Annotated in this window: 12 protein-coding genes; all 12 read right to left on the bottom strand. The window is 40.6% G+C overall.

The window, feature by feature from the left end:
* Positions 1-4 precede the first annotated feature (4 nt).
* Positions 5-1,003, bottom strand: coding sequence for a uroporphyrinogen decarboxylase family protein (locus HT687_RS03330; protein ID WP_000890777.1), 999 nt, complete (start codon positions 1,001-1,003; stop codon positions 5-7).
* A gap of 2 nt (positions 1,004-1,005) precedes the next feature.
* Positions 1,006-1,209 carry a hypothetical protein gene (locus HT687_RS03325; RefSeq protein WP_000823548.1) on the bottom strand — a complete coding sequence of 68 codons (204 nt, stop codon included), beginning with the start codon at positions 1,207-1,209 and terminating at the stop codon, positions 1,006-1,008.
* Positions 1,210-1,218: 9 nt separating this feature from the next.
* Positions 1,219-2,226, bottom strand: a complete 1,008-nt coding sequence (locus HT687_RS03320; RefSeq protein ID WP_023935605.1) for a uroporphyrinogen decarboxylase family protein — start codon at positions 2,224-2,226, stop codon at positions 1,219-1,221.
* A gap of 218 nt (positions 2,227-2,444) precedes the next feature.
* Positions 2,445-3,494: an LLM class flavin-dependent oxidoreductase gene (locus tag HT687_RS03315; protein WP_031233454.1), complete on the bottom strand. Its 1,050-nt coding sequence runs from the start codon at positions 3,492-3,494 to the stop codon at positions 2,445-2,447.
* A 161-nt stretch (positions 3,495-3,655) separates the two neighbouring features.
* Complete coding sequence (locus tag HT687_RS03310) at positions 3,656-4,792, bottom strand: mannitol-1-phosphate 5-dehydrogenase (RefSeq protein ID WP_000682963.1); 1,137 nt, start codon at positions 4,790-4,792, stop codon at positions 3,656-3,658.
* 61 nt (positions 4,793-4,853) lie between these two features.
* Positions 4,854-5,291 (bottom strand): PTS sugar transporter subunit IIA, encoded by a 438-nt coding sequence (locus tag HT687_RS03305; RefSeq protein ID WP_000764149.1) that lies wholly within the window; start codon positions 5,289-5,291, stop codon positions 4,854-4,856.
* A 1-nt stretch (position 5,292) separates the two neighbouring features.
* On the bottom strand, positions 5,293-7,248 hold the full coding sequence (locus HT687_RS03300) for a transcription antiterminator (RefSeq protein ID WP_014017193.1): 1,956 nt from the start codon (positions 7,246-7,248) through the stop codon (positions 5,293-5,295).
* 23 nt (positions 7,249-7,271) lie between these two features.
* A complete protein-coding gene (locus HT687_RS03295; RefSeq protein ID WP_023935603.1) occupies positions 7,272-9,041 on the bottom strand; it encodes a PTS mannitol-specific transporter subunit IIBC in 1,770 nt (589 codons plus the stop codon).
* Between the two features lie 444 nt (positions 9,042-9,485).
* Positions 9,486-11,294 carry a glutamine--fructose-6-phosphate transaminase (isomerizing) gene (gene glmS, locus HT687_RS03290; protein ID WP_000334311.1) on the bottom strand — a complete coding sequence of 603 codons (1,809 nt, stop codon included), beginning with the start codon at positions 11,292-11,294 and terminating at the stop codon, positions 9,486-9,488.
* A gap of 191 nt (positions 11,295-11,485) precedes the next feature.
* Positions 11,486-12,865: a 6-phospho-beta-glucosidase gene (gene bglA / locus HT687_RS03285; RefSeq protein ID WP_172924081.1), complete on the bottom strand. Its 1,380-nt coding sequence runs from the start codon at positions 12,863-12,865 to the stop codon at positions 11,486-11,488.
* A 98-nt stretch (positions 12,866-12,963) separates the two neighbouring features.
* The gene (locus HT687_RS03280; RefSeq protein WP_172924080.1) at positions 12,964-14,817 is read right to left on the bottom strand and encodes a proline--tRNA ligase; all 1,854 of its coding nucleotides are present in this window, start codon (positions 14,815-14,817) and stop codon (positions 12,964-12,966) included.
* Between the two features lie 12 nt (positions 14,818-14,829).
* A complete protein-coding gene (gene rseP / locus HT687_RS03275) occupies positions 14,830-16,089 on the bottom strand; it encodes an RIP metalloprotease RseP (RefSeq protein ID WP_172924079.1) in 1,260 nt (419 codons plus the stop codon).
* Positions 16,090-16,109 lie beyond the last annotated feature (20 nt).

Here is a 16,109-nt window from a genome sequence, read left to right as displayed (position 1 = left end):
TCCTTTATTTAGCTACTGCTTCTCTCACCCACTGGATACGCTCCACTGCAATATCGTTTGGAATGGTACAATCTGCTCCAAGTATGAGGCCATCTTTCCCTGTTTCTTCTACCAATCGTTTGGTTTCAGCCTGAATTTCTTCCTTACTGCCTCGATAGAGAAGGCCATCTTTACCGTTTTCAAATCCTCCCAGAACAGCACGACCCTTGAAAATCTCACGACCTTCTTTTAGACTAATCCCTTCTGGACCAACTGCCCAGTTAAAAACATGAGCTGGATAGTCTGCAAAGATATGAATATCGTTTCGAGCTCCTTCATAGCCACAGATATGAAGGATATTTACCCCACCAACCGACTTAGCCGCATTTAAAACAGTCAGTTCACTCGGCTCAATAATCTCCTGATAGGCTTCAGCAGAAACACGCGCATCCTGAATACTTTGCACACTGAGATAAATACCATCTACTCCTGCATCTTTAATAATAGCTTGACTCAAGCTAGCGATATCTTGCGCAATCACATCAAGTACTTTTTTCAATTTCTGAGAATCTTGAACTAAGAAGTCTGCAATGAGATCATCTCCACCAGACACTTCTCCAAGTAACCATTTGAGGTAGGTCACAGGCGCAAAAATATTGTAAATAGCAACAATATCTTCCGTAAACTCCTGCTTAATCTTCTTCACTAATTCTACCTGCTCTCTAATCCACGGATGATCTTTACCCAGAGGTTGAATCTCCGACAGCTCTTGGAGTGACTTCCCTTTGGCAATAACTGGATTTGGATAAGCAAAATAGCCATCACTCATCAACTTGATAAAGTCTGGATGTAGGTCACGGATAAAACGTTTGTGACCTTGTATGTTCTTTTCAATAATCACAGGATTGGAAAATCCCTTTAACCATTCCTCTTCTGATGTAAAGTGGTGCCAAAAACCTACAGGTACACGGTCAACCACTTCTCCTCTAAATGCTTTTAAAACCCATTCTCTTTTTTCTAACATCTCTATTCTCCATTTCTTTCTTTTTCAACTAATAAAACACTGGCAATATCATTGGTTTGAATAAAGGGAAGACTTCTCTTCTGAAAATCCTGAATCCCATGACATCTTGGCCCTTCCTTACAAGCAAGTCCCTTTGTAAGACTGATCGCAAGTAAGATGACAAAGCCGAGGGCCGTCCCTACCAATAGCCACTTTTTTCTTTTCATAAGGCTCTCCTATTCTAACATAGCAGCCTGACGAATCCAGTCCAATCTTTCTAATTCAAAGTCATCTGGAACCGTGCAATCCGCTCCAAGAAGGACTCCTCTAGTCCCAGCTTCAGCCAACAATCGTTTAGTTTCCTCTTGTAGTGCAGCCTTTCTACCTCCGTAAAGCAGGCTCTGCTTCCCATTTTCAAAACCACCCAAGACCGCTTGGCCATGAAATAACTCCTGACCTTGAGGTAAACTGACTGCTTCATGGTGGGTTGCCCAGTTGAAAACCTGGGCTGGATAATCTTTGAAAATAGTCACATTGTTACTGGCACCTTGGAAACCGCAGATATGCAGGATATTTACCCCACCTACCTGATTGGCAGCTTCTAAAACCTTTATGTTACTTGGCTCAATATAGGTCTGATACAATTCTGCTGTGATGCGCTCATCCTGAATTTCTTGTGTACTGAGATAGATTCCATCTGCTCCACCATCCTGAATGATTTTTTTAGTTAGGATAGCGATATCCTCAGCTATCACGTCTAAAACATCCCTGAATAGCTCTGGATTTTCAAGAAAAAGATCTGAAACCTCCTTATCACCTCTAGAAGTCTCTGTACGAAACCACCTTTTCAAATAGGAGATCGGAGAAAAAATATTGTAAAATGATGCAATGTCCTCAGTGAAGGTTGCTCGAATAGCCTCTACCACTTCTACTTGTTGCTGAATCCAAGGATGGTTTTCACCAATCGACTCAATAGAAGCTAACTCCTGAAGACTTGTAACCTTAGGACTGTAGACATTACTTGGATAAATGAAAAATCCGTCACTCATCATTTTGACAAAATCAGGATGGATTCTTTCAACGTACTTCCGATGTCCCTCTACACTTTTTTGAAAGATACGTGGATTATTTAAACCTTGTCCTTTTTCCTCCAGTATTACAAAATGAAACCAAAAGCCAACAGGAACCCGTTCCACCTCTTCTCCTCGAATAGCTCTAAAAACTAGCTCTCTTTTACTTGTCATACTTCTCTCCTTCCATTTGGATTGAAACCATCTTACCACTCCTTTTGACCTTTTCCCAATATATATTGACTATCGACTTGATTGAGATTGTTTATATCAATAACGAAAAAATCTCCGGAAAGCTTGATTTTACTAGCTTTTCAGAGATTTTTTCTGTTTATTGCTTTTTTAAAATAGTTGTTATATAGATTTTTTATCAGCCTGATTAGGATTTTTTATTAAGCCTCTTTCATGGCAAAATAAGTCCGTACTTCTGGAGCCACTTGCGTGCCGAAGAGTTCAATAGCTCTTAGAACTTGATCATGAGGCATGGAACCAAGCGGTAAATGGAGCATGAAGCGCTCCAAGCCTAGATCTTCAATCATGCGAATCAATTTTTCGGCCACCTGATCTGGATTGCCCACAAACATGGCGCCATTTGATCCTACCTGCTCCAAATATTGCTTATAACGCAATTCTTGCCAGTGTGGACGGTCTTTGGAAATAGCATCCACTACTTGCTTGGTCGGATGGAAATAATCTTTCACAGCCTGCTCGCCATCTTCAGCAATCCAACCCCAAGAATGGACCCCAACCTTTAGTTCATGACTGGCATGGTCTGCTTCGCTCCCAATCTCACGATAAGCCTGAATCAACTTTTTAAAATAACGAGGGTTACCACCAATAATGGCATAGACAATCGGTAGGCCTGCCTGAGCAATCTTCACTGTTGATTCGACATGACCACCTGTAGCTATCCACAAGGGCAATTTGTCCTGAACTGGACGAGGATAGACTTCTTTGCCAGAGATTGTTTGGGTCAAGCGACCTTGCCAGTCTAACTTGGTCTTTTCATTGACTAACTGAAGCAAGTCTAATTTCTCATCAAAAAGGGCTTCGTAGTCTTTCAAATCATAGCCAAACAAGGGGAAAGATTCCGTGAAAGAGCCCCTTCCAGCCATAATCTCCGCACGTCCATTTGACAAAGCATCGATAGTGGCATACTGTTGGAACAAGCGAATGGGGTCCATACTTGAGAGAATGCTGACTGCGCTGGTCAAACGGATTTTCTTGGTATTGACTGCCCCAGCTGCTAGTACAATCTCTGGAGCTGATACTGCAAAATCCGCTCGATGGTGCTCACCAATCCCATATACATCCAAACCAACCTTGTCATCCAGTTCAACCTCTGCTAGCAACTGGCGAATGCGTTCGTCATGACTGTAAGTTTGCCCAATCCCTTCAAGCTCCGTTGTTTCCCCAAATGTTGAAATTCCCAATTCTACCATATCCATTATCCCTATCTACTCTGTCCTCCAATTTGAAAAATTATTCTAATACTCAATGAAAATCAAAGAGCAAACTAGGAAGCTAGCCGCAGGCTGCTCAAAGCACTGTTTTGAGGTTGCAGATGGATGCTAACCTGATTTGAAGAGATTTTCGAAAAAGATTAAATATACTCTACAATTTGCTCAATCAATTCTGGGTCGTCTAAACCTGTAACTTGTATAACAACATCTTTGACTGATTGTTTAGCCAACAATTCACCTAATCGAATACTTTCTTCATCATTTACATCGCGATAGTCAAAGGCATAGCCAACTGTTTTAAGTAGGTTTTTATATGACAAACTGAGTTCTTTCAATTCACGTATCGGCCGGATGAATCGTTCATTATAGCCTAATTTTCGGATTGGAGTACGAGCTACGCGACTAACCTCGTCCACTATGAAAGGATTTTCAAACCGTTCTATAATGACTTTGTGATAATTCTCCAATTCTTTTTTATCAAAGTTCCATTTGGCAATCAAGAGACTCCGAATTTCAGCTAATACAGATTCAATCCGAGATTTGATATTAGGATTTTGAAGAGCTTCCAAAATTGTCTTGGCACCATAATGCGCACCAATGTAAGCTGAAGTTGCATGTCCAGAATTGACTGAAAAAAGTTTTCGCTCAATAAAGGGTTCTAAATCTTCTTCATAATGCACATCTTTTAGACGTAAATCTGGATTTTTAAGACGCTTGGTTTCCACGACCCATTCATTAAAGGGTTCGACCACAACAAAAAGGGAATCTTCGTGACTTTGTGCTGGAACAATCCTGTCTACTGCAGCATTTGGAAAACCTATGTAGTTATCAGCAAATGTCAAACCTTCCGGACTTAAATATTTCTTGACTTCTTGATAAAGAAATTGAGACCCGCCAATCATATTTTCACAGGCCATAACATCCAATGCCTGTGTATTTCCTGCAACTCGGCGAGCTTCGATTCCTTTGGCTAGAAGTTCAGCGATAAAAGGGAGTATATTAGGTCCGATTGCAGTAGTAATAATATCCGTCTTTTGAATCGCTTCAATGACTTGCTCAGGATCTTCTTTACTATTAATGCCAGCCACATTAGTTACTTCTATACGAGACTGTCCTTTCTGTGCAATTTCAATTTCATACTTGCCCTTTTCATTTAGAGCATGAATTATCTGATTATTGACATCCACAAAATCAATATGGAAACCATTTTTAAATAGAATTTCACCTATAAAACCACGACCGATATTACCGGCACCAAAATGAACAGAATGTTTCATTAAATTTCTCCTTTTCCTATTTGAGGGACATATATACTAGATGACAAATGACGAAATTCAATTATTCAACAGCATCAAATAAGCGCAACACTTCCTCTTTTGACTGAGCATCTGCTAGTTTAAGAACATTATCTACATCTGCACAGAAGATAGAAATTTTCTGAATAATTTCTAAGTGTTCATTACCAATACCAGCAATACCAAAAAGAACCGTTGCCACTTGAGGGTTAGATACATTCCCAAAATCAACCCCTCTAGGGACTTGAACGACTGTAATACCAGACTTGAGGACATCATTTTTTGCTGCATCTGTTCCATGCGGTATGGCGATAAAGTTACCCATGTAAACAGATAGCTCTTTATCTCGCTCAATCATGGCTTCAATATAGTCTTCATTAACATATCCACCCTCATAAAGAACTTGCCCACAATAACAAATAGCTTCCTCCTTGTTAGAAAATTGTTTATTAAGCTTAATCAAATGTTTTTCAAGTTTCATATTAGTTCTCCAATTTCTTAATTTTTTCTTTAAAAATAGTATTTAGCATCTGATAAATAATGGATTGATTTCCCGTCTTGTAAATCTCTGTATAAAGATGATTTTCAATAATCGACTGACTAATAGCTGTCATTAAATCTCTAGCTTCCTCGCTAGCTTCTTTAGACATTAGCATTAGCAGACACCTTTTGACCTCTTCTTCCTCTCGTTTCATTGACAATGCGGAGATAGGTAGTTTGAGTTCAAACATAGTAAAACTATTTGTTGTTACTTTGCTAGACTGACTATGTAAAAGCACCAGACCAGTATTAGGAATAGCCATAGGACTATTCTGGAAGTGAGATAACAATTTTCTTGTTAGGTAATCTCTGTCACTCACATTCTTCTGATATTGGATGATTTGTTCTACCGTGTGCTCAAATGATTGATTATTCTCCAATTGAACCAACTCGAATTGACTCAAAAGCTGACTACTAGATATTAAATAATCTTGCAAGTCATAACTTTTCTCTGGAGCGATAGCATCACGCGCGACAATTGTACGATGTGCCTGTACATACTGAAGTCGTTCCTGTAATTCAAGCAGTTCTTTGACGGTTGGAAAACTAGAAATTACATCGATTTCCTGATTAGTCAGCGGCTTGGTAGATAAAATATAATCATACTGACTGAGATCAATACTGTGGTAATCTACTAGAGACTGAATATCTATCAACTCTACAAAAGGAGCAACACTCTTAATTTTACTGACTAATAAATCTCTAGTGACCCGACGTTCATCCGTTAAAAGCAAAACACGGACTGGATAAATCTCTGGACTACGGCCTAAGCTAGAGATAAAATGTAGGGCAATCATGCCATACTCATACTCTGTATGAAGATATTTCGGAAAAATATCATTTACTAAAAGACTGATGACTGTATAAAGAAATTTATTCCTTTCAACTAAAATCTGGACAGATTCTGGCAAATTTTCACCCTGAAAAAGGATAGGGACGCCTAAACTGAGCCGAATATGATGGAAAAGAAAATTGAATAAAACCTTGTCCTTAAAAAAGTCAATCTTGGTATACATGGAAACCGTATCAATCAGATTTGAAATATTGTAGAAAAATTCACCATCAAATTTCTCCGTAAAGAGCGGATTGTCCTGACGTTTAATGATTAATTCATCCAAGATGCTCGCAAAATAGATAATTTCCTGAATACTATAAAATTGTGCAGTCTGCTTAGAGTAAGCTTGAAAAATTTTTTGAGAAATTTCCAAAGCCTGCTTACTAGTATTAGGTGAATTTTCAATGTTTTGCTCCTGACCTATAAGAGATAACAAGATCGCAAAAAACATCTTCATCCTAGCATCCATATCTGGAAAACCTGACAGTTGCTTATTAACAATCTGACTGGCCAGCCTAGTTCTATCTGCTTCTAAAATATCAAAGCTCCCAAAATTACCGGTTGAAAAATCTGCTACTGAGATACAGTTTGTCAGTAAAATAGCCAAAAATCTTCTCTTACCAACTGAATCACCAGAAATACGATAACCTTTTTGTCGTTCAATTTTCAGATCAAAGTCTAAAAGACGCTTATCAATATCTGAAATATCCTGAATAATAGTTACATTACTGACTTTCATGCACTCTTGCAATGCTTCATTGGTGACAAAACCACTCTCAGTCAGAAGGCGATAGGTAATCAACTCTTGTCTTTCTTGGGGACTATACTCAACTAACACTTCAAGTTCTGTCGGCAAATCATCCAACTCTCCAGTCAAAATATAGTATTTCCCATGCTTCGTTATTTCGATTCCATATTGCTCCATGCTATCTGTCAAATCTGATAAAGTTCGATAAATTGTTCTAGATGAAACCTGTAAGATTTCAGTCATGTCTTGCATTGAAAGCTTCCCTACATGTAGGAAAGCCTTCAATAATTGTTCTTCTCGTTTGGTTAATAGCATTCGTAATTTAGAAACCTCTAGTTCTATTTGTACATTCTAACAGCCATTTTGTCATATTCTGGTGTTGTTACTAAACTATCCACAATAAGAAATTGAGAATTCGGTGCTGTTTGCTGCACTTCTGCCTGTAAAGAAATAGTTGTTACAATCATTATGTTTTTAGAATTAAATTCACCTAATTCTGAAATTTTGGCAGTAGAAACTGGAATACGAATATTCTTGTTTCTAAAGATAGCCCGAATCGTTTCACAGCCCATAGTTGCAGATCCCTGTGCTTTACCATAAGCAACTACTACAGCATCAATATGGTTAAGGTCAATTTCCTGACTATCTACTGATGCTGAAGTTGATATATCTCCTTCAATTTCTGCTATTGGAGAAGCTCCTGTTAATGAAGCTACAATTTCATCATAACGAGGGGACGCTAAGAAATTATCAACAGAAACATGAATAGCACTTGGACTCTTGTCTTTAGCTCTTGGTGTCAGTTCTTCCTGAGTAACAATTAATGTTTTTGGTGTATCAAGCAAATTTGAGATTGCCTGATTAGATACTGGAATCTCTAGACCTGCTTTTTTAACCTTATCTCGAAGAATACTAGCTCCCATAGCAGAGCTTCCCATACCAGCATCGCAGGCGAAAATGATTTTTTCCACTGAGTCTGTCGAAACAACTGCATCAACAGAAGTTGATACTAACTGACCTTTAGACTGAGCCTTAGCTGCTTGGGTAGCCGCCTGAGCAGCTTCGAGAGAATCCTCAGTTGACTTGTCTGCATGAAGAATAAGGGCTGCTACAAGGAAAGAAACAACTGCTGCCACTAAAACACCTAGAAGAACATTTAGATGGGGCCAAACGCCTTTTGGCGCCGTAGCCATAATCGCAATAATAGAACCTGGTGAAGCTGGAGATTTAAGACCAGCGTCTAAGAGTTGAAAAGTAAAAGTTCCAGAGATACCTCCTGCCATAGCAGCTAAAAATAGAGTAGGCTTCATCATAACATAAGGAAAGTAAATTTCATGAATCCCTCCGAAGAAATGAATAACCATTGCCCCCCAAGAAGAAGATTTAGCAGAACCTTTACCGAATACAGCATAAGCTAATAGAATTCCCAGGCCTGGTCCAGGATTAGCTTCCAATAGGAAGAGAATTGACTTACCAGCTTGAGCTACCTGTTCTACTCCCAGAGGAGTAAAAATGCCATGATTGAGGGCATTATTGAGGAAAAGGACTTTAGCCGGTTCGATGATAATATTAGCCATAGGAAGGAGGCGAGCATTGACAATAGCCTCAACACCATTCCCAACAGCTCCAGTAAGAGTCGATACGACTGGACCGATTGCGTAGAAAGCCAAAAGCAATAATGCAAAACCAACGAGACCAGCTGAGAAATTATTAACTAACATTTCAAATCCGGGACGAATTTTTTCCTGGAACTTTTCATCAAATTTCTTGATAGTCCATCCTCCCAGTGAGCCCATTACCATAGCTCCGATAAACATAGGAACACTAGAACCTGTGATTGCACCAACAGTAGCAATAGCTCCTACAACGGCACCACGTTGACCATGGATCATATATCCACCTGTGTAACCAATCAGGATTGGCAATAAATACGTTAACATAGGACCAACAACAGTAGCTAACTGTTCATTTGGCAGATAGCCATCAGCGATAAAGAGGGCAGTCAACACTCCCCAAGCAATAAATGCTCCAATATTGGGCATAACCATATTTGAAAGCGATGTCCCTAGTTTTTGAACTCTGACTTTCAATGATACTTTTTCTTCCATTAGGATCATCCTCCTTTTCTTAAAACTAGTATATACAAAGTTAAAAACCTTTAAAACTAAAGTTTTGTCACAGATTTTGTGCCAAAACTTTACTTTTGACGAGGCTGGGCAAAAAGGCTTAAAAATGATAAAACGCATCATATCAGGTGTACAAAACCTTAATATGATGCGTTTTATCATGGAAAGATTTACTGAATTTTCTCTTCAAATTGAGTTTTTGCCCAGCTTCCTCTTTTTATAGTAGTTTGAAATAAGATACGAACAAATCAATTGGAAAATTCAAATTAATTTCTAGAAATATTTTAGTATTCCTGTGTACTGTTCTAAATTCAATCTGCTATAATTATTGAAAAGTAAACCCTTATCATCATTTGTAACATAAAAAATAGGCTGTAAAACCTTATAGGATAAACCTATGGCTTTACGCCCGTATATTCATAGATTCTATTCTACCGTTACTGACTTGGCAAGGTTACGTGGTTTGTCCACATCGAGGCCACGGTGGAGGGTTGCAAAGTAAGCGACCAATTGTGTTGGTACGACCATTGAAATTGGTGAGAGGTAAGGGTGTACAGTCGTAAGGACGATAGCGTCTGTCTCTTTAGCAACATTTTCTTCTGCGATAGTGAGGACTTTTGCACCACGGGCTGCCACCTCTTGGATATTTCCACGAGTGTGGTTGGCAAGGACTGGATCTGACAAGAGAGTCAAAACAGGTGTTCCTTCTTCAATCAAGGCAATAGTTCCGTGCTTAAGTTCTCCTGCCGCAAAGCCTTCACACTGGATGTAAGAAATCTCTTTAAGTTTGAGACTTGCTTCCATGGCTACGTAGTAATCTTGACCACGTCCGATGTAAAAGGCGTTACGAGTTGTTTCAAGTAGCTCACGAACCTTGACTTCAATGGTTTCTTTCTCTGAAAGAGTTGATTCGATAGACTGAGCTACGATTGACAACTCATGAACTAAATCAAAGGCTTGCGCTTTGGCATTGCCATTTGCTTCTCCGACTGCTTTTGCAAGGAAGGCAAGGGCTGCAATTTGCGCTGTATAGGCCTTGGTTGATGCCACGGCAATTTCAGGACCTGCATGAAGGAGCATGGTATGGTTGGCTTCACGAGAAAGAGTTGAACCTGGGACGTTTGTCACTGTCAAGCTTGGGATTCCCATTTCATTAGCCTTGACCAAAACCTGACGGCTATCTGCTGTTTCACCAGACTGGCTGATAAAGATGAAGAGTGGTTTCTTGCTGAGAAGTGGCATACCGTAACCCCACTCAGATGAAATTCCAAGTTCAACTGGTGTATCTGTCAATTCTTCCAGCATCTTCTTAGAAGCAAATCCTGCGTGGTAAGATGTCCCAGCTGCAAGGATGTAGATGCGGTCTGCGTCTTGAACAGCCTGGATGATAGCTTGGTCTACGACTACTTGACCAACCTCATCTGTGTAGGCTTGGATCAACTTACGCATCACTGTTGGTTGCTCGTCAATTTCCTTGAGCATGTAGTAAGGGTAAGTTCCCTTACCGATATCTGACAAGTCAAGTTCCGCAGTATAGCTAGCACGTTCACGACTGTTACTATCATAGTCTTGAACTTCCACGCTATCAGCCTTGACGATTACCAACTCTTGGTCATGAATTTCCATGTATTGGTTGGTTTCACGAATCATAGCCATAGCATCTGAGCAGACCATATTGTAGCCTTCCCCAAGACCAATCAAAAGTGGAGATTTGTTTTTCGCTACATAGATGACATCTGGATTTTCAGAGTCAATCAAGGCAAAGGCATATGAACCACGGATAATATGAAGAGCTTTTTTAAAGGCTTCAAGAACTGAGAGACCGTCTTCTTCCGCAAATTTTCCAATCAAATGTACGGTGATTTCCGTATCTGTTTGCCCTTTGAAGTGGTGCCCAGCAAGGTATTCTTCTTTAATTTCAAGGTAGTTTTCAATCACCCCATTGTGAACCAAGACAAAACGTTCTGTCTCAGAGCGGTGTGGGTGAGCATTGTCTTCCGTTGGTTTCCCATGAGTTGCCCAACGAGTATGTCCGATACCAGTTGTTCCCTCAACACCAACTGTCTTAGCAGATAATTCTGCAATACGACCTACAGCTTTGACTAGATGGTTTTCAGCACCACCTAGGACAAAAATTCCCGCAGAATCATAGCCACGGTATTCGAGCTTTTCAAGCCCTTGAATCAAAATATCAGTTGCATTTGTGTTTCCAACAACACCAACAATTCCACACATAGTATATACGACACAGGCAAGCTGTGCTTCCTCCTTAAAATTGGTATAGTCTAATTCCTCTTTTATAGAATCAGCAAAAACAGTATATACTTGTTTCTTTCACTTGTCAAGAGTAAAAATTGGTATAGTTCAAATTAAACTCCTATAAGTAAAAAACTCTGACCAATTTGGATAATCAGTCAGAGTCCTTTTTAAAATCCATTATTATCGCTTAATTCCTTGAACCAGTACCCTGATTTTTTCAGACGACGTTCTTGCGTTTCCAAGTCTAATTCGACCAAACCATAGCGATTTTTATAGCTGTTAAGCCATGACCAACAATCGATAAAGGTCCAAATTAAGTAGCCCTTACAATTGGCTCCGTCTTCAATGGCACGGTGAAGTTCACGAAGATGAGCTTTTACAAAGTCAATACGGTAATCATCTTGAATCATTCCATTCTCACGGAATTTTTCCTCTCCTTCAACACCCATACCATTCTCTGTCAACATCCACTCAATATTGCCATAATTTTCCTTGATATTTTGGGCGATGTCATAAATCCCTTGCTCATAAATCTCCCAGCCACGATGAGGATTGATTTTACGTCCAGGCATTACATAAGGCTCATAAAAATGTTCTGGCAAAAGAGGACTCTCTGGATTCTTAGCAAATCGAGGTGCCATAACACGCAAAGGTTGATAGTAGTTGACACCAAGGAAGTCTACCGTATTGTCACGAATGACTTCCAACTCCTCCTCTGTAGCATCAGGCAAGAGACCGTATTCATGTAAGATTTCTACCAACTCCTGTGGATAAGTCCCCAAGACAGATGGATCTAAGAAAGATTGGGCCTGAAAAAGGTCCGCAATACGAGCTGCCTTGACATCAGCAGGATGCTGGCTACGTGGATAAGCCGGTGTCAAGTTGAGGACAATCCCAATCTTGGAATCTGGCAAAAGTTCATGACAAGCCTTAACCGCCCGACTGCTGGCCAATTGTGTATGATATGCTACTTTAACGGCTGCCTCTGCATCCACCTTATGTGGATAATGGGCATCGTAAAAATAGCCAAATTCTACTGGAACGATTGGCTCGTTAAAGGTAATCCATTGATCCACTAAATCTCCATAAGTCTCAAAACAAAAACGAGCATAGTCTTCATAGGCTGAGACAGTCGCCTTATTTTCCCAACCATCACCAGCTTCTTGAAGGGCAAAAGGCAAATCAAAATGATAAAGATTGACTAAAAGACGAATCCCTTTGGCCTTAATAGCCTCAAAGACCTTACGGTAAAAATCTACACCTTGAGAATTGACTTTTCCACGCCCTTGTGGAAAAATCCGTGACCACTGAATAGAAGTCCGAAAGGCCGTGTGACCAGTTTCTAACAGTAGCTCAATATCCTTTTCCCAGTTTTCATAAAAGCTTGATGTTTTATCTGGACCAATTCCATTATAGTAGCGATTTGGCTCCACTTGGTACCAATAATCCCAGAAATTATCTCCCTTACCGTCACCAGCTATACGTCCTTCTGTCTGCGGCCCAGAAGTAGAGGATCCCCAGACAAAATCCTTTGGAAATCTTAGCATACATTTACCTCTTTATCTAGTCATTTTTCCCATTATACAGAAAAAACAAGGTAAAAACTAGTTACATTTTTTCCTTGTTTTTCTTCTGATTATAGTTTTTATTTCTTGCTGAGAATTTCAAGCGTTTCAAGCACGTTATCTGCATGAACTTCGATAGTGTCACCAGTCGCTTTAATCTTCACTTCTACGATGCCATCGGCCGCTTTCTTCCCAACAGTGATACGGATTGGCAACCCAATCAAGTCGCTGTCGCTAAATTTAACTCCGACACGTTCATTACGGTCGTCTGTCAAGACTTCGTAACCAGCTCCCATCAAGCTTGTTTCAAGTTTTTCTGTCAGAGCTTGTGCTTCTTCGTCCTTGACATTGACAGTGATCAAGTGAACATCAAATGGCGCCAATTCTTTAGGGAAGTTGATTCCCCAAGCGTAACGGTATTCACCTTTTGGTGTTTTGTTAACAAAGAGGCGAGCGTGTTGCTCCATCACTGCTGAAAGGAGACGGCTGACACCGATACCGTAACATCCCATGATAATTGGCACAGCACGGCCATTTTCATCCAAAACATCTGCTCCCATACTTGCTGAATAGCGAGTGCCGAGTTTGAAGATGTGGCCAATTTCGATACCACGCGCAAAGTTAAGGACTCCTTGCCCGTCTGGGGAAATTTCACCCTCACGAACTTCACGGATATCCACATATTCTGCAGTAAAATCACGGCCTGGATTCACACCAGTCAAGTGGTAGCCATCTTCGTTAGCACCGACAACTGCATTGCGAACATCTTGCACCTTACGGTCTGCGATGATTTTAACATTCTCTGACAAACCAACCGGGCCAAGTGAACCAAATCCTGCTTGAACAACATTTGCCACTTCTTCTTCACTAGCAACGTCAAAGAAATCTGCTCCCAAGTGGTTCTTCAACTTAACTTCATTGAGTTGGTCATTTCCAACTAGAAGGGCTGCAACAAGCTCACCATCTGCCATGTAGAAGAGGATTTTAATTGTTTGTTCTTCTGGGACGTTTAGGAAGGCTGCAACTTCATCGATTGATTTAACATCTGGCGTTGCAACACGAGTTACTTCTTCTTCAGCGACAACACGGTTGCTTGGTTTGTACTCGTTTGTTGCCATTTCTAAGTTAGCTGCATAGCTAGACTCACTTGAGTAAGCAATGGTATCTTCACCAGAGACCATCCATTTGAGCAATTCTGCCTTGATTTCTTCTTGCACTTGATCAGGAATTTCGTCAAATGAGGCAACTGACTTGTCCAAGACAACCCAGCGGTCAAGGTCTGTACGAGCAGGTGTAATGGCCATAAATTCTTGGCTGTCCTTACCACCCATGGCTCCACCGTCACCAATGATAGCCTTGAAGTCTAAGCCACTACGAGTGAAAATACGCTCATAAGCAGCCTTGTACTCATCATAAACACTGTCCAAGCTATCATAGTTAGCGTGAAAGCTGTAAGCATCCTTCATGATAAACTCACGTGTACGGAGAAGTCCATTACGTGGGCGTTTTTCATCACGATACTTAGGCTGGATTTGGTAAAGGTTGAGTGGCAATTGCTTGTAAGACTTAACAGAATCACGGACAATAGCTGTAAAGGTTTCTTCGTGTGTTGGACCTAGGATAAAGTCTGATTTTTCACGGTTTTTTAGTTTGTAAAGGTCTTCACCGTAAGTTTCGTAACGACCTGATTCGCGCCACAATTCTGCACTGAGAAGGGCAGGAGCCAACATCTCAACGGCACCAATCTTGTCGAATTCTTGGCGCATGATATTTTTAGCTTTTTCAATCACACGATTAGCAAGTGGTAGGTAAGAATAAACACCTGCAGATACTTGGCGAACATAACCAGCACGCAACATAAGAGCATGGCTGATAACTTGAGCATCGCTTGGCATTTCGCGAAGCGTTGGGATAGGCATTTTACTTTGTTTCATAATATTCCTCGATTATCTAAAAAAGAGTCGCATAATGTCATTCCAGGTCACAGCAATCATCAAGACAACCATGATGACCACTCCGGCCAAGGTGACATAGGTTTCAATTTCTTGTTTCAATGGTTTGCGGCGGATAGCTTCTAGGATATTGAGCACAATCTTACCACCATCCAGAGCTGGAATCGGAATAAGATTAAAAATCCCGATATTGATGGAAATCATTGCCAAGAAGTACAAGACATTCTCAATTCCATTTTTAGCAGCATCACTACTTGCCTTAAAGATGGCAACAGGTCCACCCAACTTGTTCAAATCCGGTTGGAAAATCAGATTTTTCAGTGCTGATAAAATTCGTAGGGCCGAGTCAGCAGCAGTTGTAAAACCACCTACAAACATGGATAGAAAGTCCGACTTAATTCCCGGTTGAACACCTAGAAGGTAACGGCCTTGACTTTCTTCCGGAGTAACAGTGACTTGTTTGTCACTCCCATTTTCAAAAATAGTCACATCCAAAGTCGGGGCCGTCTTACCTTTGGTTTCTGTTTCCACAGCCTGAATCAAACTTTCCCAGTTGCTAATCTCATGTGAGCCAATCTTGGTAATCTGTGCCGTTTCTGATACTCCCACCTTAGCCAAGGCTCCTTGGGGCATGACATGGAACTGGTTGGTATCAACATCTCTGACACCACCCTGCATGAAGATTAAAATCCAGAAAACAACAACCCCTAAGATAAAGTTATTCATAGGGCCTGCAAAATTAGTAATGAGTTTGCCCCAGATAGTCGCATTTTGATATTGCACATCTAAAGGTGCAATCCGAACCTCAGTACCATCTGCTTCCACAACCGTTGCATCGTGATCCACTGCAAATGTTTTTTCTTCTTCCAGAACCAAGCCCCTGATAAAGAGCTTGTCTTCAAAATCAAACTGGGTCACCTGCATAGGGAGGGCTGTTTGATCCAATTTTTTACCTGAGAGATTGATGCGTTTAACCTTACCATCATCAGCAAGTGTCAAACTAACAGGCGTTCCTGTCTTGATTTCAGTTGTATCATCACCCCAACCGGCCATGCGGACATAGCCACCCAGAGGCAAGATTCGAATGGTATAGGCCGTTCCATCCTTGCCAATGTGAGCAAAAATTTTAGGTCCCATACCGATGGCAAATTCACGTACTAAAATCCCTGATTTCTTGGCAAAGTAGAAGTGCCCGAACTCGTGCACCACTACAATAATCCCGAAAACCAGAATAAAGGTTAAAATTCCGAGCATAGCGTTTCCTCCGTCTTTTG

It is taken from the genome of Streptococcus sp. 1449, from assembly GCF_013276805.1.
Lineage (GTDB): Bacteria > Bacillota > Bacilli > Lactobacillales > Streptococcaceae > Streptococcus > Streptococcus pseudopneumoniae.
This window is presented reverse-complemented; position numbering and strand designations above follow the sequence as displayed.